This is a genomic window from Cryobacterium shii, from assembly GCF_004402595.1.
GTDB classification, from domain to species: domain Bacteria; phylum Actinomycetota; class Actinomycetes; order Actinomycetales; family Microbacteriaceae; genus Cryobacterium; species Cryobacterium shii.
This window is the reverse complement of record NZ_SOFY01000057.1, coordinates 1-19,920: the sequence shown is the minus strand read 5'-3', so window position 1 is coordinate 19,920 and position 19,920 is coordinate 1. Positions and strand designations below refer to the sequence as shown.

21 protein-coding genes, 1 tRNA gene and 1 pseudogene are annotated in these 19,920 nt (G+C 69.7%); 13 read left to right on the top strand and 10 right to left on the bottom strand.

Annotation, left to right across the window (positions count from 1 at the left end):
* The first annotated feature begins 7 nt into the window (after nucleotides 1-7).
* Nucleotides 8-973 (top strand): c-type cytochrome biogenesis protein CcsB, encoded by a 966-nt coding sequence (gene ccsB, locus E3O49_RS10610; protein WP_134367042.1) that lies wholly within the window; start codon nucleotides 8-10, stop codon nucleotides 971-973.
* A 193-nt stretch (nucleotides 974-1,166) separates the two neighbouring features.
* Here the strand turns inward: ccsB and E3O49_RS10605 are convergent, their stop codons facing one another.
* The 5 genes from E3O49_RS10605 to E3O49_RS10585 form a co-directional block, all read right to left on the bottom strand.
* The gene (locus tag E3O49_RS10605) at nucleotides 1,167-2,147 is read right to left on the bottom strand and encodes an o-succinylbenzoate synthase (RefSeq protein WP_134367007.1); all 981 of its coding nucleotides are present in this window, start codon (nucleotides 2,145-2,147) and stop codon (nucleotides 1,167-1,169) included.
* 165 nt (nucleotides 2,148-2,312) lie between these two features.
* A complete protein-coding gene (locus E3O49_RS10600) occupies nucleotides 2,313-2,576 on the bottom strand; it encodes a hypothetical protein (protein ID WP_134367009.1) in 264 nt (87 codons plus the stop codon).
* Complete coding sequence (locus E3O49_RS10595; RefSeq protein WP_134367011.1) at nucleotides 2,573-2,902, bottom strand: DUF7882 family protein; 330 nt, start codon at nucleotides 2,900-2,902, stop codon at nucleotides 2,573-2,575. The genes E3O49_RS10600 and E3O49_RS10595 overlap by 4 nt, the downstream gene beginning before the upstream one ends.
* Before the next feature lie 147 nt (nucleotides 2,903-3,049).
* A complete protein-coding gene (locus E3O49_RS10590) occupies nucleotides 3,050-4,057 on the bottom strand; it encodes a sigma-70 family RNA polymerase sigma factor (protein ID WP_241975922.1) in 1,008 nt (335 codons plus the stop codon).
* On the bottom strand, nucleotides 4,054-4,311 hold the full coding sequence (locus E3O49_RS10585) for a hypothetical protein (RefSeq protein WP_134367013.1): 258 nt from the start codon (nucleotides 4,309-4,311) through the stop codon (nucleotides 4,054-4,056). Before E3O49_RS10585 ends, E3O49_RS10590 begins: the two co-directional genes overlap by 4 nt.
* Before the next feature lie 188 nt (nucleotides 4,312-4,499).
* Between E3O49_RS10585 and E3O49_RS10580 the strand changes: the two genes are divergently transcribed.
* From E3O49_RS10580 to E3O49_RS10570, 3 genes are read left to right on the top strand one after another with little or no spacing between them, the layout of a single operon-like run.
* A complete protein-coding gene (locus E3O49_RS10580; RefSeq protein ID WP_134367015.1) occupies nucleotides 4,500-5,411 on the top strand; it encodes a 1,4-dihydroxy-2-naphthoyl-CoA synthase in 912 nt (303 codons plus the stop codon).
* A gap of 6 nt (nucleotides 5,412-5,417) precedes the next feature.
* Entirely contained in the window at nucleotides 5,418-6,686 is a 1,269-nt protein-coding gene (locus tag E3O49_RS10575) for an AMP-binding protein (RefSeq protein ID WP_241975921.1), read from the top strand.
* 16 nt (nucleotides 6,687-6,702) lie between these two features.
* Entirely contained in the window at nucleotides 6,703-7,710 is a 1,008-nt protein-coding gene (locus E3O49_RS10570; protein WP_370262060.1) for a 1,4-dihydroxy-2-naphthoate polyprenyltransferase, read from the top strand.
* Here the strand turns inward: E3O49_RS10570 and E3O49_RS10565 are convergent.
* Nucleotides 7,684-8,028, bottom strand: a complete 345-nt coding sequence (locus tag E3O49_RS10565; RefSeq protein WP_134451555.1) for a DUF4229 domain-containing protein — start codon at nucleotides 8,026-8,028, stop codon at nucleotides 7,684-7,686. The genes E3O49_RS10570 and E3O49_RS10565 overlap by 27 nt on opposite strands.
* Nucleotides 8,029-8,099: 71 nt before the next feature.
* Here E3O49_RS10565 and E3O49_RS10560 point away from each other — a divergent pair, with 71 nt between their 5' ends.
* The 3 genes from E3O49_RS10560 to E3O49_RS10550 all read left to right on the top strand — a co-directional run bounded on the left by E3O49_RS10560 (nucleotide 8,100) and on the right by E3O49_RS10550 (nucleotide 11,279).
* A complete protein-coding gene (locus tag E3O49_RS10560; protein WP_134367019.1) occupies nucleotides 8,100-8,546 on the top strand; it encodes a PLD nuclease N-terminal domain-containing protein in 447 nt (148 codons plus the stop codon).
* Nucleotides 8,539-10,317: a 2-succinyl-5-enolpyruvyl-6-hydroxy-3-cyclohexene-1-carboxylic-acid synthase gene (menD, locus tag E3O49_RS10555; protein WP_134451553.1), complete on the top strand. Its 1,779-nt coding sequence runs from the start codon at nucleotides 8,539-8,541 to the stop codon at nucleotides 10,315-10,317. Before E3O49_RS10560 ends, menD begins: the two co-directional genes overlap by 8 nt.
* A 98-nt stretch (nucleotides 10,318-10,415) precedes the next feature.
* Entirely contained in the window at nucleotides 10,416-11,279 is an 864-nt protein-coding gene (locus E3O49_RS10550) for a PPK2 family polyphosphate kinase (protein WP_134367023.1), read from the top strand.
* Between the two features lie 134 nt (nucleotides 11,280-11,413).
* Here the strand turns inward: E3O49_RS10550 and E3O49_RS10545 are convergent, their stop codons facing one another.
* Nucleotides 11,414-12,646 (bottom strand): isochorismate synthase, encoded by a 1,233-nt coding sequence (locus E3O49_RS10545; protein ID WP_241975920.1) that lies wholly within the window; start codon nucleotides 12,644-12,646, stop codon nucleotides 11,414-11,416.
* Between the two features lie 63 nt (nucleotides 12,647-12,709).
* Here E3O49_RS10545 and ubiE point away from each other — a divergent pair, with 63 nt between their 5' ends.
* From ubiE to E3O49_RS10530, 3 genes are read left to right on the top strand one after another with little or no spacing between them, the layout of a single operon-like run.
* A complete protein-coding gene (gene ubiE / locus E3O49_RS10540; RefSeq protein WP_134402810.1) occupies nucleotides 12,710-13,435 on the top strand; it encodes a bifunctional demethylmenaquinone methyltransferase/2-methoxy-6-polyprenyl-1,4-benzoquinol methylase UbiE in 726 nt (241 codons plus the stop codon).
* Between the two features lie 32 nt (nucleotides 13,436-13,467).
* Complete coding sequence (locus E3O49_RS10535; protein WP_134402809.1) at nucleotides 13,468-14,538, top strand: polyprenyl synthetase family protein; 1,071 nt, start codon at nucleotides 13,468-13,470, stop codon at nucleotides 14,536-14,538.
* A gap of 10 nt (nucleotides 14,539-14,548) precedes the next feature.
* A complete protein-coding gene (locus E3O49_RS10530; protein ID WP_134367027.1) occupies nucleotides 14,549-15,934 on the top strand; it encodes an FAD-dependent oxidoreductase in 1,386 nt (461 codons plus the stop codon).
* 196 nt (nucleotides 15,935-16,130) lie between these two features.
* On the opposite strand, the gene E3O49_RS10525 is transcribed toward E3O49_RS10530, so the two are convergent.
* From E3O49_RS10525 to E3O49_RS10515, 3 genes are all read right to left on the bottom strand, one after another.
* Nucleotides 16,131-16,619 carry a YajQ family cyclic di-GMP-binding protein gene (locus E3O49_RS10525; RefSeq protein WP_104170455.1) on the bottom strand — a complete coding sequence of 163 codons (489 nt, stop codon included), beginning with the start codon at nucleotides 16,617-16,619 and terminating at the stop codon, nucleotides 16,131-16,133.
* Nucleotides 16,620-16,723: 104 nt separating this feature from the next.
* On the bottom strand, nucleotides 16,724-16,972 hold the full coding sequence (locus tag E3O49_RS10520) for an SCO4226 family nickel-binding protein (RefSeq protein WP_134367028.1): 249 nt from the start codon (nucleotides 16,970-16,972) through the stop codon (nucleotides 16,724-16,726).
* A gap of 135 nt (nucleotides 16,973-17,107) precedes the next feature.
* Nucleotides 17,108-18,124 carry a LacI family DNA-binding transcriptional regulator gene (locus tag E3O49_RS10515; RefSeq protein WP_160141084.1) on the bottom strand — a complete coding sequence of 339 codons (1,017 nt, stop codon included), beginning with the start codon at nucleotides 18,122-18,124 and terminating at the stop codon, nucleotides 17,108-17,110.
* A gap of 157 nt (nucleotides 18,125-18,281) precedes the next feature.
* Here E3O49_RS10515 and E3O49_RS10510 point away from each other — a divergent pair.
* The 3 genes and pseudogenes from E3O49_RS10510 to E3O49_RS10500 form a co-directional block, all read left to right on the top strand.
* Nucleotides 18,282-18,363 (top strand) — tRNA-Tyr (locus E3O49_RS10510).
* A 31-nt stretch (nucleotides 18,364-18,394) separates the two neighbouring features.
* The gene (locus E3O49_RS10505; RefSeq protein ID WP_134367032.1) at nucleotides 18,395-19,231 is read left to right on the top strand and encodes an inositol monophosphatase family protein; all 837 of its coding nucleotides are present in this window, start codon (nucleotides 18,395-18,397) and stop codon (nucleotides 19,229-19,231) included.
* A gap of 312 nt (nucleotides 19,232-19,543) precedes the next feature.
* Nucleotides 19,544-19,920 (top strand): annotated as a pseudogene (locus E3O49_RS10500) (hypothetical protein); the annotation flags it as partial.

Sequence of the window (19,920 nt, the reverse complement as noted above, 5' to 3'; positions counted from 1 at the left end):
CTCGGCCATGGCCGTGTACGCACTGGCCTTCATCGCCTTCTCCTTCGACCTGGCCAAGCGCTCGGCCGCGGTCAAATCCGCGGCGGAGCTGACCGGCGAGGCGGAGAGCCGGCGGGCGGCCGCCGAGGAGTCGCACGGGCTGAAGTCGGGGGGCACCACCACCCTCACCCGGATCAGCGCGCGCATCGCCAACGACGCCGCCACCCCCTACGGCCGGTCGGCCAGCCTGCGGGTGGGCGTCTCACTCACCGTTCTGGCCTGGCTGATCCACCTCGTGGCCGACGTGCTCCGCGGCGTGGCCGCCGAGCGGGTGCCGTGGGCGAACATGTACGAGTTCGCGATGACCGGCACCCTGCTGATCGTGACCGTGTTCCTGATCGTGCTGACCCGCGCGGACCTGCGCTTCCTCGGCACCTTCGTCACCGGCATGGTCCTGGTGCTGCTCGGCATCGCCGCGCTGCGCTTCTACGTGGAGGTCGCGCCCCTGCCGCCCGCGCTGCAGTCGGCCTGGCTGGTCATCCACGTGTTCGTCGCATCCCTGGGCACCGGGTTCTTCGCGCTCGGGTTCGCCCTCTCCGGCGTTCAGCTGCTGCAGTTCCGGCGGGAGGCATCCGTCGCCGGCCCGACGGGCGGCCGGCTGCGGTTCCTGGCCACGCTGCCCTCGTCGGCGACGCTGGAAAACCTGGCCTATCGGGTCAACATCATCGGATTCATCCTGTGGACCTTCACCCTGATGGCCGGCTCGATCTGGGCCGAACAGGCCTGGGGCCGCTACTGGGGCTGGGACACCAAGGAGGTCTGGACGTTCATCATCTGGACCATCTACGCCGGCTACATCCACGCCAGGGCCACGCGCGGCTGGCGCGGGTCGCGGTCGGCCTGGCTGGCCATCATCGGCTTCAGCGCCGTGATGTTCAACTTCGGCGTCGTCAACGTGTTCTTCAAGGGACTGCACGCCTACTCGGGTCTCTAAACCCTCGCGGGTCGACTCGCGCCGGGCGCTTCCGTGGCCAACTCAGGAGATCCGGCACCAGTGGTGGCGTGATCCGCACTGGTCTGCGGCTGCACCGATGCGGGCGCAGGGGATTTCCTGAGTTAGCCCCGTGCCGGGCCGGGCAGGAGTGTCACCGGAGCCTGCTCGGCCGGAGGCGAGCCCGGCTACCCGGCTAGTCGGCCAGGAGGGCGTGGCAGCGGGTCAGGCGGGCCAGCCACCAGTCGCGGCGGTCGTCCGCGGCCGCATACTGCTCGAGCAGTGCCGGGTCGGGCGTGACCCGGCGAACCGGGATGCGACCGTCCACGGGGAGGAGCGGGTCGGTGGTGACATCCGCGGCCAGCAGTGAGGCCGTGCCCAGGCCGCAGTCGAACTCGAGGTTCGGGATCGCCCCGGCCAGGTGGGCGCCCATCGAGATACCGACCGAGGTGTCGAGGGCGCTGGAGACGACGGCCGGGAGACCGGCCTGCTCGACCAGGGCCAGAGCGGCATGGATGCCGCCGAGCGGCGCGGCCTTGATGACGAGGATGTCGGCCGAGCCCGTGCGGGCCACGAGCAGGGGGTCCTCGGCCCGGCGCACGCTCTCGTCCGCTGCGACGCCGACGTCGAGGTACGCGGTGCGGCGGCGGATCTCGGCGAGTTCCTCGATCGTCGCGCACGGTTGCTCGACGTATTCGAGGTCGAATTCGTTCAAGGCGTGGATGGCGTGCTCGGCCTCGTCCACGTTCCAGAGCCCGTTCGCGTCCACACGGATGCGCCCTTCCGGGCCGAGAATCTTCCGCACGGCCCGCACGCGTGCGACATCGTCGGCGAGGGTCTGGCCGGGGTCGGCGACCTTGACCTTGGCGGTGCGGCATCCGGGGAACCGAGCCAGGACTCCGGCGACGTCCTCGGCGGAGACCGCCGGCACGGTGGCATTGACGGGGATGCTGTCGCGCAGGAGCGCGGGGGCGGCCAGCCAGCCGAAATCGATCGCGGCTCGAAGCCAGGCGGCGGCCTCGGCGTCGTCGTAGTCGGCGAAGGGCGAGAACTCGGCCCAGCCCTGGGGGCCTTCCAGCAGGAGCGCCTCCCGGGTGTCGATCCCGCGGAACCGCGTGACCAGCGGCAGGGCGACGACGCGGGCAGATCCGAGCAACTCGGCAAGTGTGGGCAGCATGTTTCAAGTGTGCCAGCCGCGCGGCTGCCCCGGGGACGGATCTCGTGCCCTGACGGCGCAGCGAGCCTCCGGAAGCGGGTACTGCCCGGGCGAGCGCGAGCGCTGGCGCGAAGCAGTGCACGCCTCCCGACCGACCGGCTGCTCTGTCGGAGCCGCTCTACTGGATCAGAGCACGTCCTGGTTGAAGACGCCGTCCACGTCCAGGTCGATGTCGTCGCCGTTGTCTCCCTTGACCCGCAACATCGCGAACGGGATCCCCGGGGCGATCAGCAGGAAGGCATCCTCGAACCGGCCGCCGCCGCTGTTCACCCGCATCCAGTAGGGGGCACCCGAGAGAACAGCCGCGTCGACCTCCGCCTGGATCGATTCGATCGATCGGCCGCCGAGAGAGTACTGCTGGCCGCCGTACACAATGTCGACTCGAGTCACGATTCGTCCTTCACTGTCACTGTTGCAGGTCGATGAGGTTCAGGCACGAGCTGGAGGCCGCCGGACGAATTCGCGGACAGCATCAGGGCTTCGATCCATTCGCGGTTGAGGCTGGGGGAACGGCCGCCGAAATACTTGTAGGACAGGGGGATGGCGGGGTGCAGCCAGATCGTGCTGCGCCCGTCGCCGCCCTGGGGGTCGTCCCGCCAGGTGAAGTAGAAGCATTCCCCGCGTCGCAGCTTGGCCCCGACCACAACCTGGATGTGAGCGAGCACCCGGTCATCGAAATCGGCTGTCAAGGTTGAGTTGTACGTGAGCTTTCCCATGTTTCCCCCACCCGACATCGCTTGCTTCAGACGATATCCCGATTGAACCAACAACTCTACGCTCAATTCGGGGGGGGGGGGGGGGGGGGNGGGGGGGGGGGGGGGGGGGGGGGGCGGGCCCTGGTCCGGTCTCCTGACCGGGTCTGGCTAGTCCCGCAGATAGCGCTCGAGCCGGGGAACGTGCAACAGGCCGAGCGCGCGCTTCTCGATCTGCCGAACGCGTTCCCGGGTGACGCCCTGTATGGCCGCGATCTGGTCGAGGGTGCAGGGTGCGCCTCCGTCCAGGCCGAACCGCGCCGTGAGGATCGATCGTTCCCGGGCGGGCAGGGCCTCGAGATAGAACTCGATGTCCGCCTTCCGGAGCGTGAGCGTCGCGTACTCGTCCGGCTGGGGCAGGTCATCGTCGATGATCAGTTCGGAGATGTCGCCGAGACCGTCGCCGACGGGGGTGTGCAGCGAGATCGGCTCGTTGTCGTATTGCAGCAGCCGGGACACGTCGTGCGCGGGAATCTCGGATGCCTGGGCGAGCTCCTGCAGGCTGGGCTCGCGGTCGAGGGTGCCGGTGAGGTCTCGGCGGATGCGCTTGATCTTGTTGAGCTTCTCCGCGGTGTGCACGGGGATGCGGATCATGCGGGATTTGTCGGCCATGCCGCGGTGGATGGCCTGGCGGATCCACCAGGTGGCGTAGGTGGAGAACTTGAAGCCGGTCATGAAGTCGTATTTCTCGACGGCGCGGACGAGGCCGATGTTGCCGTCCTGCACGAGGTCCATGATCGGCATGCCGCGTCCGGAGTAGTGCTTGGCGATGCTGACCACCAGGCGAAGGTTGGCCTCGATGAAGCGGTTCTTCGCACGGTGGCCGTCGTGGGCGAGCCAGGCGAGTTCGCGAGCGAGTGCCGAGTCGTCGACTCCTTCGGTCAGTCTCTCGGCCGCGAACAGGCCGACTTCGATCCGCTGGGCGAGTTCGACCTCGTCGACCGCGGAGAGGAGGGGACCCCGGCCGATGCGGCGCAGGTAGTCGCCGAAGGCATCCGTGCTGCCGCGGCCGTACGCCGGCGTGGACGCCGCGGCCGCCGAACGTGGCGACGTCGCGGTCGCCGGGGCATCCAGGAGGGTCGCGTCGGGCCGGTGCGGCTGGCGCGCCGCGTTGCTCACCGGAGCACCGCCCCGGCGGGGGCCTGGCGCATGGTGAGGCTGGCGGTGGCGCGGTCGAAGGAGGAGAAGTAGGAACGTTCCCGCGGGCGGCCGAGGTTGGTCACCTCGAAGGCGTCATCGACGCGCTGGATGAAGCCGAGAAGGGCCGACGCGTCACCGTCGGCGATCAGGCGATCGCTGACCCGCCATTCGGTGGGGGAGATTTCGTTGATTCCGATGTCCCGGCCCTGCATATTGTTCATTGTCCTCGTCACGGTTGCTGCTTTTTTCATTTCGCGGCTTGTTGCGCGTGCTCCGGTGTCGGCCATCACTACCTCCGAGTCGAACTGAGATGACCAGTACACATTGTGAAATCGTGGCCCTCAAGGGGGTTGACTTGGCCCGCTTTCGAGGGGTAGTGATCAGGATCAGGCGGGTCGCCCCGCCCGCGTAGGCTGGGGGCATGATCGAACAGGTTTCCGAGATCTTCGACCCGACCCAGTGGCAGGATGTCGCGGGTTTCGACGCTCTCACCGACGTCACGTATCACCACGATCTGACCGGTCGGATCGCCCGGGTGGCGTTCAACCGCCCCGAGGTGCGGAACGCGTTCCGCCCGCACACCGTGGACGAGCTGCACGCGGCCCTGGAAGACGCGCGGATCAACCCCCGCATCGGCGTGGTGCTCCTGACCGGCAACGGACCGAGCCCGAAGGACGGCGGCTGGGCGTTCTGCTCGGGCGGCGACCAGCGCATCCGCGGCCGGGACGGCTACAAGTATGCCGAGGGCGAGACGGCGTCCGGCATCGACAAGGCGCGGGGCGGACGCCTGCACATCCTCGAGGTGCAGCGGTTGATCCGGTTCATGCCCAAGGTCGTCATCGCGGTCATCCCCGGCTGGGCGGCCGGCGGCGGGCACTCCCTGCACGTGGTCTGCGACCTCAGCATCGCCAGCGCCGAGCACGGCAAGTTCAAGCAGACGGATGCCGACGTCGGCTCCTTCGACGCCGGCTACGGCAGCGCCTATTTCGCCCGGCAGGTCGGGCAGAAGGCCGCGCGCGAGGTGTTCTTCCTCGCCCGCGAATACTCCGCGCAGCGCGCCCTCGAGATGGGGGCGATCAACGCGGTCGTGCCGCACGCCGAGCTCGAGGCCCTGGCGCTGGACTGGGCCCGCACCATCCTGACCAAGTCGCCCACCGCCATCCGGATGCTGAAATTCGCCTTCAATGCCGTGGACGACGGCCTGGTCGGCCAGCAGGTGTTCGCCGGGGAGGCCACCCGCCTCGCCTACGGCACGGACGAGGCCGTCGAGGGGCGCGACGCCTTCCTCGAGAAGCGCGACCCCGACTGGGGCCCGTACGACTGGCAGTTCTAGGCGGCCATGACCCGTGTGCTGCGGGTGGTCCCCGTCGGTGACCCGCTCGACCTGATGGAACCGCTGCGGCGCGCGCTGGCCAACAGCGACGACGCCGTGATGCCGGTGCCGGGGCCGGACCCCGAAACCGGGGCGCCGACCGTTCCGGGCGTGGGCGTGGGCGTGGGCGTGGGCGCGGACCGGGACCCGGCGCGGGTGCCACGCCAGGTGGCCGTGGTGATCGAGACCTCGGGGTCGACCGCGCGGCCCAAGCGCGTGATGCTCAGCACCGACGCCCTGCTCAGCAGCGCGGCGGCGTCCAGCGGGCGGCTCGGCGGCCCCGGCCAGTGGCTGCTGGCCCTGCCGGCGCACTACGTCGCGGGCGTGCAGGTGCTCGTGCGCTCCCTCGCCGCCGGCACGACGCCCGTGGTCCTGCCGGCCGGGCACTTCGATCCGGCGGTCTTCGCCGCCCATGCCGACCTGCTGACCGATCCGTCCCGCTTCACCTCGGTGGTGCCGGTGCAGCTGGCGCGGCTGGTCACAGCGGCCGCCGATGACCGTTTTCTCCGGGCCACGCTGCGCCGCTTCACCGGCATCCTGGTCGGCGGCCAGGCCCTGCCGCCGGGGCTGTTCGAGCGCGCGCGGGAACTCGACCTGAACCTCATCACCACCTACGGCTCCTCGGAGACCGCCGGCGGCTGCGTCTACAACGGGATTCCGATCGGCAACACCGAGGTGCGCTCGGTCGCCGGGCAGCTGGAGATCTCGGGTTCGGTGCTCGCGGAGGGCTACCTGGACGACCCGGAGCTCACCCGCGACCGCTTCGTCGACGTGCGCGGGGTGCGCTGGTACCGCACCGGCGACCTGGGCGAGGTGGACGACGCCACGGGGGTCGTGCGGGTGCTCGGGCGCATGGACAACGTGATCATCTCCGGGGGCGAGAAGGTGTCGCTGGACGCCGTGGAACGGATCGTGCGCGCACTGCCCGGCCTCGGCGAGGCCCAGGTGGTCGGGGTCGACGACCCGCAATGGGGGCAGGTCCCGGTGATCGTGCGGGACGGCGCTGCCGGGGCAGGGACCGGGCCGGGCGCGGATCCGGCCGCGCTCGCCCGAGCCGGCGAGGCGGTGGCATCCGTTCTGGGCCGTGCCGCCCGGCCCGCGCGGATCGTGACGGTGTCCGCGATCCCGCACCTCGCTTCCGGCAAACCCGACCGGCAGGCGCTCGGCCGGCTCCTGGACGATCTGCGCGGCGCGGGCGAACCCGGGCACGAGCGGGGGCACGAACCGGGTCGGTGACCCGTAAAATGGGCGCGTGACACAGAGAGCGCGGCCGGAACGGCCCACACAGCAGCGAGCGAACCGCCCGGCGTCCACGAAGACGCACGGCAAATCCGGCAATCCGGCACGCCAGAGCGCGGTGGCCGCGCGCGGACGGTCCGGTCCCGCCACGGCGGCGGACTGGGTGTCCGGGGCGCGCCTGCGCACGCTCCCGCTCGCCATCGCGCCCGTTGCCCTCGGCACGGGGGCGGCCATCGTCGCCAGCGGCCCCGGTGTCTTCCACCCGGTGCGCGCGGTGCTGGCCCTGGTGGTGGCCCTGTGCCTGCAGATCGGCGTGAACTATGCCAACGACTACTCCGACGGCATCCGTGGCACCGACGCCAACCGGATCGGGCCCGCCCGTCTGACCGGGAGCGGCGCAGCCACCCCGCGCAGCGTACTGACCGTGGCGCTGGCCTTCTTCGGCCTCGCCGCGCTGGCCGGCCTCACGCTCGTGGTGCTGACCGGGCAGTGGTGGCTGCTGCTGGTGGGCGCCACCGCCATCGTCGCGGCCTGGTTCTACACCGGGGGCCGCAAGCCGTACGGCTACTTCGGGCTGGGCGAGGTCTTCGTGTTCGTCTTCTTCGGCCTGGTCGCCACGATCGGGACCACGTTCGTGCAGGTCGGCACCGTGAACACGGAAAGCTGGCTGAGCGGCGTCGGGATCGGCCTGATCGCGATGGCCGTGCTGATGGTCAACAACCTGCGCGACCTGATGCCGGACAAGGCGTCCGGAAAACGCACCCTGGCGGTGCTGATCGGAAACCGGGCCGCCCGGATCGCGTTCTGCGTGTTCCTGCTGGTGCCGTTCGGGATCGCCGGGTTCTTCTGGTTGTTCTACCCGCTGGCCGGCTTCACGTTCTTCGTGCTGCTGCTGGCGCTGCCGGCCGCGGTGATCACGGTCACGGCGAAGACGTCGGCCGAGCTGATCCTGGTCTTGAAGCTGACCAGCTTCTCGGCCCTGGCCTACGGCGTGCTACTCGGCCTGGCGTTCGCGCTCTGACGCCTTGGGCGACTCCGACGCCTGTACTCTGGATGACTCCGACGCGGCGGCCGCTTCGGCGCGATCCAGCGAGGCGTCCTCCGAGGCGGCATCCGGGTGGATCACGTCCTTCTCCGGGTGTCGCGCCTGGTACAGGTCGAGGGCGACCTTCTCGCGCGGCTTGCGCAGCAGGATGTACGACAGGCTGACCCCGATCAGGGCAGCCAGACCCGTGGCCAGCCACCACTCGAACTGGAGGGTGAGCAGGACCGCGAGCGGAACGGCGAACAGGAGCACGCGGAGGACCGAGTAGGACAGCCAGGTGGGAACAGCTTTCATGCCTTCAGTTTAGGTCGCGGGCATGAACGAGCACTCACCGATCTCACGGCTGAGCGCCCTACACTATCTGCATGGTCCGCCTGCTGTTCGCCCTCGGTGTCGTCGTCGTCATCCTCACCATCTACACGCTGGTGGATTGCGCGCTGCTCCAACACTCCCGCGTGCGCGGGCTTCCGCGCTGGGTCTGGATCTTCGTCATCATCCTGATCCCCGTGATCGGGCCCGTGCTCTGGCTGCTGATCGGTCGTGGTCGCACGGGCGCCGGCCGGAACGGCGGCCGAATTGTGCGCTCCGTCGCCCCGGACGACGACATCGACTTCCTCAAGGGCCTCGACCGGGCCAAGTCAGAGCAGGAACACCTCCGGGCCCTCGAACAGGAACTCGCCGATCTCGACAAGGAGATCGGCACCCCGGATTCCCGGAACCCCGGCGGCCCCGGCCAGACCGGCGCCGGCGGGTTGGAACCGAAGAAGTCCGAACCAGGCGAAGGCGACCTGCCTGGCCGTCGGGATGCCTGAACGCGTCGCCAGCGGTAGCCCGGCCACGGACTTCAGCGTCGCCCTCCTGGGCGAGTTCGTGCGCCTCGGGCTCCGTGATGTGGTGCTCAGCCCCGGCGCCCGGTCCCAGGCCCTCGCGCTCGTCTGCGCCGAGCTGGAGCGGATCGGCCTGATCCGGCTGCACGTGCGCATCGACGAGCGGGGCGCCGGCTTCCTGGCGCTCGGGCTCGCGGTCGAGTCCGGACTGCCCGCCCTGGTCATCTGCACCTCCGGCACGGCCGTGGCCAACCTGCATCCCGCCGTGCTCGAGGCGCATCACTCCGGGGTGCCCATGATCCTGCTCACGGCCGACCGGCCGAGCGAGCTGCGCGGCATCCGTTCGAACCAGACCACCGTGCAGCCCGGCCTGTTCGGCGTGGCCACCCGCCTGTGCGTCGACGTTCCGGCGCCCGATGGGGCGGCCGAAGAGCACGCGGTGGCCGTGGCCCTGGCCCGGCAGGCGACGGATGCGGCAACCGGCGCGTTCTCGGCCGACCCGGGTCCGGCGCAGCTGAACCTGGCGTTCCGGGAGCCCCTGTCGGCCCCGGTGGTTCTCACCCCCGAGGAGATTCTCGAGCACCCGGCCGGTGAACCTGCTGCTGAACCGCCTGCTGAAGCTGCCTCGGTTCCTGCCTCCGTTCCTGCTCCTGCCCCTGCTCCTGCCCGGGCGGACGACCGGTCGGTGCCGGTCGTCGTGGTCGAGGCCGGCCCGCGCACGGTGGTGATCGCGGGTGCCGGGGCGGGTGCTGCGGCCGAGGAACTCGCTCGCGCCGGCGGCTGGCCCCTGCTGGCAGAGGTGTGCAGCGGCGCCCGGTTCGGGCCGAACCTCGTGGCCGTCTACCGGGAGCTGCTGAACGCATCGGACCTGGGCGCACGGATCGAACGCGTGATCGTGTTCGGCCACCCCACCCTCAGCCGCGAGATCCCGGCCCTGCTCAAGCAGGACGGCGTGGACACCATCGTGGTCGCTCCGACGGGCGCCGAGTGGTTCAACCCCGGGCACCGCGTGCGTGTCTTCGCCCGCGCGGCCAGTGTGCCGGAGGAGACGGCGCAGGCGGCCCAGCGCCCGGAAGCACGGGAATGGCTCGGCCGCTGGGTCATGGCCAGCCGCCACCTGCTGGCCGTCCAGGTCGCACGGGATGCGACCCCGATCGGCGAACGCGGCATCACCCGGCAGGAGCTCGCCGCCATGCGCGCTCCGATCAGCCGGCCGATGCTCGTGGACGCCGTGTGGCGTGCCTCCTGGCCGCACGACCGGCTCGTGTTCGGGGCGTCACGGCTGATCCGCGAGGCCGACCGCCGGGTTCCGGGCAAGAAGATCTCCGCCCACTCCAACCGCGGCCTGGCCGGCATCGACGGCACCGTGGCCACGGCCGTCGGCATCGCGCTGGCCAGCCAGACCGGACCGACGCCGCAATCCACCGGAGTCACCCGGCTGCTGCTCGGCGACCTGACCCTGCTGCATGACGTCGGATCCCTCCTCCTCTCGCCGGGCGAGGCCCTGCCTCGCCTGCAGGTGATCGTGGGCAACGACGGCGGCGGCACCATCTTCGACGGTCTCGAGGTGGCCGGATCCGCCCGGGCCGAATCCGTCAACCGGGTGCTCTTCACCCCGCAGAAGATCGACCTGGCGAACCTGGCCGCGGCCTACGGCTGGTCCTATGGCCTGGCCGCGACCCGCAGTGACCTCGAGCGGGCCCTCACCGCGCCGCATGCCGGGCCGAGCCTCCTCGAGGTGCCGCTGACTCGCTGATCGGTTTCGTCGGCCGAGTCGCCTGAGTCGCCGCGCCGCCTTGCTGCTGGCGTGCGCGAGCCTGCCGAGCCAGACTGGAGGTGACGAAGGGGCGCACCGTGGGCGGACACAATGAGAAAATTTGGACGGACGATCCGAGGGAGCGGCTGCGAGTCACCGCCGGATTCCGGCTCGCCGACGTCGACCCCGGCGGCACGCCCGGCTTCGCGGGGGTGGGGCAGAAGAACGCCGACGCCGCCCTCGACGCCGGGGTCGGCGAACTCTCAAACCTGCAGGAGATGCTGTTCGCGAACAGCCGGTCCGGCGACCCGCTCCGGGTGCTCCTCGTGTTGCAGGCCATGGACACGGCCGGCAAAGGCGGGATCGTGCGCCACGTCGTCGGCTCTGTCGATCCGCAGGGCGTCCGTCTGTCCGCCTTCAAGGCTCCCACCGAGGAGGAACGCGCCCACGACTTCCTCTGGCGGGTGCGCAGGCGACTGCCCGAGGTCGGCCTGATCGGGGTGTTCGACCGTTCACACTACGAGGACGTGCTGGTCGGCCGGGTGCGCGCGCTGGCCTCGCCCGCCGAGATCGAGGACCGCTACGAGAAGATCCGGCAGTTCGAGAACGAACTCGTCGGCCAGGGCACCACGATCATCAAGGTCATGCTGCACATCGGCTCGGACGACCAGAAGGAACGCCTGGCCGAGCGGCTGGAACGGCCGGACAAGCACTGGAAGTACAACCCCGGCGACGTCGACGAACGGATGCGATGGGACGCCTATATGGACGCCTACCAGATCGCCCTTGAACGCACGTCGACCTCGGCGGCGCCGTGGTTCGTGGTGCCGGCGGAGAAGAAATGGTACGCCCGGCTGGTCGTGCAGCACCTTCTGATCGACGCCCTGCAGCGCCTCGACCTGACCTGGCCGGCCGCCACGTTCGACGTCGCCCAGGAGAAGGCTCGCCTGGCCGCCACCTGACCCGAGAATCCCCTAACGGGCGCCAATGCGGCCAAAACGTCGGTATAGCCCAACCCATGCCGGCGTTTTGCCCGCACTCGCGGGCCTGGGGGTCGCCTGGGGGTCGCCGGGGGCGAGGGGGGAGGGGGAACGGGCTAGCCGAAGGCCTCGACGACGGGGCGGAACTTCATCCGGGTCTCGGCGAGCTCGCGGTCGGGCTCCGAGTCGAGCACGATGCCGCAACCGGCGTAGGCGGTGACGTCGCCGGTGGGGCTGACCTGGGCGCAGCGCAGCGCGATGGCCCACTCGCCGTCGCCGTCCGCGCCGACCCAGCCGACCGGTCCGGCGTAGCGGCCCCGGTCGAACGGCTCCAGCTCGCGGATCAGGGCGAGGGCCGTCTGCGTGGGGGTGCCGGCGACCGCGGCGGTGGGGTGCATGGCCGCGATCAGGTCGAGCGAGTTCGATCCGTCGCTCAGGGTGCCCTCGACATCCGTGGCCAGGTGCCAGAGGTTCGGCAGCTTCACCGTGAACGGGATCTCACTCGTGGTGAGGTGCGAGGTGTGCGGCCGGAGTGAGGCGAGCACGCTCTGCACGGCGAACGCGTGCTCGTCGCCGTCCTTGGTGGAGGTGGCCAGCTGGAGGGCCGCCTCGAGGTCGGACGCGGCATCCGCGCCCCTGGACACGGTGCCGGCGAGCACGCGGGCGTTCACCTCGCCGTGATCGGCGCGGATCAGCGTCTCCGGGCTGGAGCCGACGAGGCCGTCGACGGCGTAGGACCAGCAGTCGGGGTAGCCCAGCGCGAGCTCGCTCACGGCCCGGCGCAGGTCGGACTCGGCGGGCAGCCGCCCGACCAGGTCACGGGCCAGCACGACCTTGTTCAGGTCGCCCGCCGCGATCCGGCCCACGGCCTCGCCGACCGCCCGGCGATACCCGTCGGGCGTCAGCGCGCCGGGGAGCAGGGAGATCCGGTACTCGTTGCCCAGGGGGTGCAGGCCGAGCGGGATCGCCGGCCGCGTCGTGCCGGTGGGCCAGACGCGGGTCACCCAGCAGAGGCCGTTCTCGCGGCCGACGATGACCTGCGGCACGATCAGCACGCTGGTCTGGGCCGAGGTGTCGTCGAAGGCGAACGCGCCGAACGCCAGCAGGCCGGTGCCGGTGCGGGCGAGCGGGTCGGTCACGGTCGCAGCGGCGACGACCTCGCGCCAGGCTGCTGCGGCATCCTCGAACCGGGTGGGACCGGAGAATTCGAGCCGCAGGGCCGTGCCGATGCCGGCCAGCCCCTGGTTGCGGCGCATCCAGAGCAGCGGGTCGTGCGAGTCGAGCAGAAGAATGAGTTGGCGGATGTCGGCGAGGGGGGTGGTTTCAACCGTTAAGGCCTGAGCATTCACGTCCTCAGCCTAGGCCAGCCGGTCTGGATGCCTGCCGAGTCCGGGGCAACCTAGACTGAGGGAGTGAGTAGAGCAGACCTCAATAAGCAGCCCGAGCAGGTCGCTGCCATGTTCGATCAGGTCTCCACCCATTACGACCGCACGAATGCGGTGTTGTCGGTCGGAAACGCGGCCCTGTGGCGGATGGCCGCGACCCGCGCCGTGAACCCGAAGCGCGGCGAACGCATCCTCGACATCGCCGCCGGCACCGGCACCTCCAGCGTCGCGCTGACCAGGACCGGCGCGCACGTCGTGGCCGCCGACTTCTCCGAGGGCATGATCAACGTCGGCCGTGAACGCCACGCGGGCAACCCCCAGGTTGAATTCGTGCAGGCGGACGCCACCGCCCTTCCCTTCGCCGACAACGAGTTCGACGCCGTGACGATTTCGTTCGGCCTGCGCAACGTGGTCGAGCCGAAGAAGGCGCTGGCCGAGTTCTACCGGGTGACCAAGCCCGGCGGCCGCGTCGTGATCTGCGAATTCTCCACCCCGCCGTTCGCGCCGATCCGGGCCGGCTATTTCGCCTACCTCAATCACGTCATGCCTCTTGTCGTCAAGCTCGCCTCGTCGAACGCCGAGGCGTACGACTACCTCGGCGAGTCGATCGCGGCCTGGCCCGACCAGTCGACCCTGAGTGCCTGGCTGCGCCATGCCGGCTACGATGCCGTCGCCTACCGCAATCTGACGCTCGGTATTGTGGCCCTGCACCGCGGCGTCAAGCCGGCGGATGCCGCGGCCGTAACGTCCTGATTCCTCCCAGAACCCATCGATAGGCTGACAGAGTGAAACCGAGCCTCCCCCTGTTCCGTCGCGGCTCCTCCGTGACGAGCCAGCTCGGCCTCAGCGACCGGATCTTCTCGAGCGCGAAGGACCGTGGCCTGGCCGCCGGCATCGACGCCGGCCTCGAGCAGGTCGAGGCGAGCCTGCTCGGCGAAATCGTCTTCACGGATGAGATCGCCAACGTCACCACCCGCTACCTGCTGAACGCGGGCGGCAAGCGCGTGCGCCCGATGCTCGCCCTGCTCACCGCGCACCTCGGCAACGGCAATCTCGCCGACGTGGTGACCGCGGCGACGGCCATCGAGATCACCCACCTGGCCTCGCTGTACCACGACGATGTGATGGATGACGCGGACCAGCGCCGCGGTGTGCCGAGCGCCCAAATCGTCTGGGGCAACTCGGTCGCCATCCTGACCGGGGACCTGCTCTTCGCCCGCGCCAACCAGCTGATGGCACGGCTGGGAGAGCGGGCCATCCGTTTGCAGTCCGACACCTTCGAACGACTCGTGCTCGGCCAGCTGCACGAAACGGTCGGCCCGCGCGCCGACGAAGACGCCGTCGAGCACTACATCCAGGTGCTCGCCGACAAGACCGGGTCCCTGATCGCCTGCGCCGCGCAGGCCGGGATCATCTTCTCGGACGCGCCGGACGAATTCGAGCAGCCGGTGATCCAATTCGGCGAGCGGATCGGCGTCGCCTTCCAGCTCATCGACGATGTGCTCGACCTCTCGCCCCAGCCGCTGGAGACCGGCAAGGTGCCCGGCACCGACCTGCGCGCCGGCGTCGCGACGCTGCCGCTGCTGCGCCTGCGCGAGCGGGCCCAGCACGATGCGGCGGCCGCGGCACTGCTCGAACGCCTCGAACGGGACGTGATGACCAGCAACAGCGCCGTCTCCGAGGCCGCCGACTCGGCGATCACCGCCCTGCGCGAGCACGACGTGACCGCCCAGACCCTCTCCGAGGCGCACGGCTGGGCCCACGACGCCGTCGAGGCGCTCGCCCCCCTGCCCGACGGCTCGGTCAAGAAGGCCCTCACCCGTTTCGCCGACACGATCGTGGAACGATCCAGTTAGAAAGGCTCCCATGACCAAGTTGCGATTGGCCATTGTCGGCGCGGGACCCGCGGGGATCTATGCCGCCGACATCCTGCTCAAGGCGGAACGGAACTTCGACGTCTCGATCGACCTGTTCGACCACCTGCCGGCGCCCTACGGGCTCGTCCGCTACGGCGTCGCCCCCGACCACCCCCGCATCAAGGGCATCATCACCGCCCTGCGCGATGTGCTCGACCGCGGCGACATCCGCGTCTTCGGCAATGTGCGGTTCGGCATCGACATCACCCTCGACGACCTGAAGAAGCACTACAACGCCGTCATCTTCGCGACCGGCGCCGTGCACGACGCCGACCTGAGTATCCCGGGCATCGACCTGGAGGGCTCCTACGGCGCCGCCCGGTTCGTGAGCTGGTTCGACGGCCACCCCGACGTGCCCCGCACCTGGCCGTTGGAGGCGAAGGAGGTCGCCGTGATCGGCAACGGCAACGTGGCGCTGGACGTCTCGCGCATTCTGGCCAAGCACGCCGACGATCTGCTGAGCACCGAGATCCCGGCCAATGTGTACGAGGGCCTGAAGGCCTCGCCGGTGACGGATGTGCACGTGTTCGGCCGTCGCGGACCGACCTCGGTCAAGTTCACGCCACTGGAACTGCGGGAGCTGGGCGAGCTGCGCGACGTCGACATCGTCGTCCACGACGAGGACTTCGACTACGACGATGCCGCCCGCGACGCCGTCGCCAGCAACAAGCAGGTCTTCGTGATCGACAAGATCCTGAACAAATGGCGCGAGCGTCCGGCGGGCACCGCCAGCCGCCGGCTGCACCTGCACTTCTTCGCCAAGCCCCTCGAGATCGTCGACGACGGCACCGGCCGGGTCGGGGCCATCCGCTTCGAGCGCACGGCCCCCGACGGGCAGGGCGGCGTCGTCGGCACCGGCGAGATCCGCGAACTGCCGATCCAGGCCGTGTACCGCGCCGTCGGCTACTTCGGGTCGCCCCTGCCGGGCGTGCCGTTCGACAAGAAGCACGGCGTGATCCCCAACCGGGAGGGCCAGGTGCTCTGGAAGGGTGACCCGTCGTTCGGTTCGAAGGGCGCCAACACGCAGATGTACGGCGTCTACGCCACCGGCTGGATCAAGCGCGGCCCGGTCGGGCTGATCGGCCACACCAAGTCCGACGCCATGGAGACCGTGCGTCACCTGATCAACGACCTCGGAAACTGGTGGCGCCCGGAGTCCCACTCCGAGGAGAGCATCGTCGAACTGCTCGACGAGCGCGGCATCCAGTACACGAACCTCGACGGCTGGCACCGGCTCGACCAGCATGAGCTCGCGCTCGGCGCCGCAGAGGGCCGCGTGCGCGTCAAGGTCGTGCCGCGTGACGAGATGGTCGAGATCTCCCGCGGCGAGGGCTGACCCGCTCCTAACGAATTCGACGGAGATCCTGCGGTAAAAACACCCTCTTCGGGGTTTTCGGGCCGCAATCGGCAAAATCTCCGTCGAATTGGTGAGCGCGGCGGCGGGGGTGGGGCGCCGGCGGGCCGGAGGTGGCGGGTGGCGGTGGCCGGGTGCCCGGTGCCGGGGCGGCGAGAGGAGGGCGGCGGCTCGGTGGCTAGCGGAAGTTGACGAACTGCAGGGCGACGTCGAGGTCCTTGCCCTTGAGCAGGGCCATCGTGGCCTGCAGGTCGTCGCGGCTCTTCGAGCTGACCCGCAGCTCGTCGCCCTGGATCTGGCTCTTGACGCCCTTGGGGCCCTCGTCCCGGATGATTTTGTTGATCTTCTTCGCGTTCTCCTGGTCGATGCCGGCCTTCATCGAGGCCTCGATCCGGAATTCCTTGCCGGAGGCGAAGGGATCGCCGGCGTCGAGGCTGCGCAGCGAGATGCCGCGCTTGATCAGCTTCGACTCGAACACCTCGAGGATCGCCTTGACCCGCTCCTCGGAGTTGGCCTTCATGAGCACCTTCTCCCCGCTCATCTCGATCGAGGCGCCGACGTTCTTGAAGTCGTAGCGCTGCGCGACCTCTTTATGCGCCTGGTTGAGGGCGTTGTCGACCTCCATCGGGTCGACCTTGCTGACGATGTCGAACGTTGAGTCTGCCATGCCTGCAATAGTACCCAGTGGGCGACTATTCGCCCGGTCGGGCCGCGCTCGAAGGCGCGGCCCGACTCGGCTGGCGGCGCGGGTGACGCGAAAACCGGCTGGCCTCAGACCTCGACAGCGAGTTCGTAGACCTCCCCTGTCGGGTGGCCGGCCTTCTCGTGGACACGCATGACCGCCTCCTTCGAGGGCCCGGTGGACAAGCAGAACACCTTGCCCGACTCGGGATCAAGCCAGGCTTTCTCGAAGGTCATGCCCTCCTCGTCCTGAATCGCGACGTCGGCCGCGTGCGCTTCGGCCAGCTGTTCCTTTGTGACCCCGACGAATCCGTCGTGCACGTCCATGAATCGTGGCATTTGATGCAACCTTTCTCTCGTGTTGGGCCCAGCGTGTGCAGATGCGACGAGTCAAGCATCGGTTGTTCCACTGATCAAGGCGAGAGGGCGGGTTCCGGACTGACCGGATGGCCCGCGAGCGTTGGACTGCCGGGGTTATTCGCCGGGCCGGGCGGTGGTCGAGCGCACGACGAGCTCGAACGGCATCGGGGTGTTCAGGGACGACAACCGGTTCTGGCCGGGGCGCAGCCGGTCCAGCAGGATCTCCACGGCCTTCTCTCCCTGCCCCTGCGGGAACTGCGCGATCGTGGTCAGACCGAAGAACTCGGCGAGATCGTAATCGTCGACCCCGATCACGGAGACGTCCCGCGGCACGACGAGGCCCAGGTCGCGGGCGGCGAGGATGCTGCCGATCGCCATCTCATCGGACGCCGCGACGATCGCGGTCGGCCGGTCGTAGGGGCTGCCCAGGAGCTGCTTGGCCGCCTGGTACCCGCCGCCCATGGTGAAGTCAGCGGCCTGGAAGAGGGCCGGGTCCGGCACGACGCCGGCCTCGGCCAGGGCCTGTTCGTAACCGACCCTCCGGTTCGTCGGCAGGTGGAAGTCCAGGTCGAGGTCCTTGTTGCCGCCGATGTGGGCGATGCGGGTATGGCCGAGAGCGAGGAGATGCTCGGTCGCGAGCCGCGCGATGGCGACGTCGTCGACGGTCAGGGTACGCACGCCCTCGATCGGGCCGCCGATGCCGACGAGCGGCTTCTGCAGCGCATGCAGGCGGGCCACCTCGTCCTCGGTGAGTTCGAGCGAAATGGCGATCACGGCATCCACTCTCTGGCGCAGCAGGAAGTGCTCGAACACGCTGCGGCGCTCGGCCTCTCCGCCGGTGAGACTGTAGAGGGTGAGGTCGTAGCCGCCCCGCAGCAGGGCCTTCTGGGCGCCCTCGACGACGCTGGAGAAGAACCAGCGGTTGAGGAACGGAACCACGACGCCGATGTTCTTCATCCGGCCCGACGCGAGGCTCGAGGCGGTGGAGGAGACGACATAGCCCAGCTCATCGGCCGAGGCTTCCACCTTGAGCCGGGTCGACGGGGATACATGCCCGTTGCCGCTCAGGGCGCGCGAAACGGTGGCGGTGGAGACTCCCGCGTGCCGAGCAACCTCGTCGATGCCGACCATTGGGTTCCTTAAGTAAGTGACAAACAGGCCTTCTCTGATCTTATCCACCAGCCGATCAGTGCCGGGTGCGGGGGCTGATTTCTTACTGGGGACAAAAACCTTGTATTCTATTCGAGCGCCTCCGGTCACGTGTTCTTCATATGGTCGGGTGCGCATTGGCAAGTTACCCAAGTGGCCAAAGGGATCTGACTGTAAATCAGCCGTCTTAGACTTCGGGGGTTCGAATCCCTCACTTGCCACTCTTTCTTCCGCACGCCGTAGCGTTGAGCCATGACAACTCCTGGCTCAACCGAATTGCTGCGTCTCGCCCAGGACGCCGCGCTCGCCGCGGGGGAGCTGGCCGCCCGGCGCCGAGCCGAGGGCGTTCAGATCGCCGCGTCCAAGTCGTCCCCGGAAGACATCGTCACGAAGGCGGACCGGGAGACGGAAACGCTCATCCGCCGGCTGCTGGCCGCGGCGCGGCCGGATGACGGATTCTTCGGCGAGGAGTCGGAGGCGACGCCGGGCACATCCGGGCTCACCTGGGTGGTCGACCCGATCGACGGCACCGTCAACTACCTCTACCGGATCCCCGCCTGGGCGGTCAGCATCGCCGTCGTCGAGGGAGACCCCGATCCGGCCACGTGGCGAACGCTCGCCGGTGCGGTGCGGAACCCGTCCGGCGACGAGCTGTTCAGCGCGTCCGTCGGCGCCGGCGCCTGGCTGGGCGAGAGCCGGCTGCGGGTGCCGACCGCGGCGCCGGTGCCGCTGGCCTTGCTGGGCACCGGATTCTCTTACCGGGCGGACGAGCGGCTGCGGCAGGCGGACGTGGTGCGGGGCCTGATCGGCCGGGTGCGGGACATCCGTCGCATCGGCGCCGCGTCGCTCGACCTGTGCTCGGTGGCGGCGGGCCGTCTGGACCTCTACTACGAGCGCGGGCTCAAGCCCTGGGATCACGCGGCGGGCGCGCTGGTGGCCCGGGAGGCCGGGGCCCGCGTCGGCGGCTTCGGGGCGGACCGGGAGGGAATCGACCTGGTGATCGCGGGCGCCCCTGACCTCTACTCGGCGCTCGAGCCGATCCTGGCCGACCTGTTCGGCGAGTTCATGGATGGCGACCGGCGGCCCTGACCGGTAGCGCCCGGCACCCCTCCCAGCCCCGGAAAGACGGGGGAGGTGAGCCGTCTCGACGGCTCGTGGGCAGGCGGTCGAGACGGATGCTTGCCCCCCCGCTTTCGGGTGTCATTCCGTCTCGCGGAATGGGTGATTCGGCCTTCTGTTGGTAGCGTGTAGTGATTCGTTACTTTTGCAGTGGCCGAAAAGACTACTGTGACTCCGCCCCCGCGCCGAAAGATCTGCCTTTTGCTCCCTCACTCTTCAACATCGGCTGCACCTTCGCCCGATGCGAGTGACCCCGCGAAGAAGCACCTTACGCGTCGCGAGTTGCGCGAACGCGATGCGCGCGATCGCGCGCGGGCGTCGCGCGAGGCTGTCGCTGCCGCGCCCCTCATCGCCGCACCGGTCGAGCTCGTCGAAGCCGCCGTTCCGGACGCTGAGCCGCTCGAGAGCGTGGAAGTCCCCGCTGCGGACGAGCTCGTGCCGGAACCGGCCATGGAAGCCGCCGCGCCCGGTGTCGAGCGACTGCAGGCTCCCGTTTCGGCCGTGACCACGGCAACGGCGATCCCCTTCCCCACCCGCGCCCAGCTGCGCGCCGACCAGCCCCGCGAGCGCCCGGCCCGGGTTCGCCGCGCCCCGGCCTCCGAACGTCTGGCTCCGGCGGCCCGCGCGCGGGCCGCCGGCTCGTCGACGTCGCCCGGACC

Bases quoted from the DNA above. Each gene is read 5' to 3' on its own strand.
- ccsB (WP_134367042.1), top strand. From the start codon at position 8: ATGGCCGTGTACGCACTGGCCTTCATCGCCTTCTCCTTCGACCTGGCC.
- E3O49_RS10605 (WP_134367007.1), bottom strand. From the start codon at position 2,147: ATGCTGCCCACACTTGCCGAGTTGCTCGGATCTGCCCGCGTCGTCGCC.
- E3O49_RS10595 (WP_134367011.1), bottom strand. From the start codon at position 2,902: ATGGGAAAGCTCACGTACAACTCAACCTTGACAGCCGATTTCGATGAC.
- E3O49_RS10580 (WP_134367015.1), top strand. From the start codon at position 4,500: ATGATCGAACAGGTTTCCGAGATCTTCGACCCGACCCAGTGGCAGGAT.
- E3O49_RS10575 (WP_241975921.1), top strand. From the start codon at position 5,418: ATGACCCGTGTGCTGCGGGTGGTCCCCGTCGGTGACCCGCTCGACCTG.
- E3O49_RS10565 (WP_134451555.1), bottom strand. From the start codon at position 8,028: ATGAAAGCTGTTCCCACCTGGCTGTCCTACTCGGTCCTCCGCGTGCTC.
- E3O49_RS10560 (WP_134367019.1), top strand. From the start codon at position 8,100: ATGGTCCGCCTGCTGTTCGCCCTCGGTGTCGTCGTCGTCATCCTCACC.
- menD (WP_134451553.1), top strand. From the start codon at position 8,539: ATGCCTGAACGCGTCGCCAGCGGTAGCCCGGCCACGGACTTCAGCGTC.
- E3O49_RS10530 (WP_134367027.1), top strand. From the start codon at position 14,549: ATGACCAAGTTGCGATTGGCCATTGTCGGCGCGGGACCCGCGGGGATC.
- E3O49_RS10525 (WP_104170455.1), bottom strand. From the start codon at position 16,619: ATGGCAGACTCAACGTTCGACATCGTCAGCAAGGTCGACCCGATGGAG.
- E3O49_RS10520 (WP_134367028.1), bottom strand. From the start codon at position 16,972: ATGCCACGATTCATGGACGTGCACGACGGATTCGTCGGGGTCACAAAG.
- E3O49_RS10515 (WP_160141084.1), bottom strand. From the start codon at position 18,124: ATGGTCGGCATCGACGAGGTTGCTCGGCACGCGGGAGTCTCCACCGCC.
- E3O49_RS10505 (WP_134367032.1), top strand. From the start codon at position 18,395: ATGACAACTCCTGGCTCAACCGAATTGCTGCGTCTCGCCCAGGACGCC.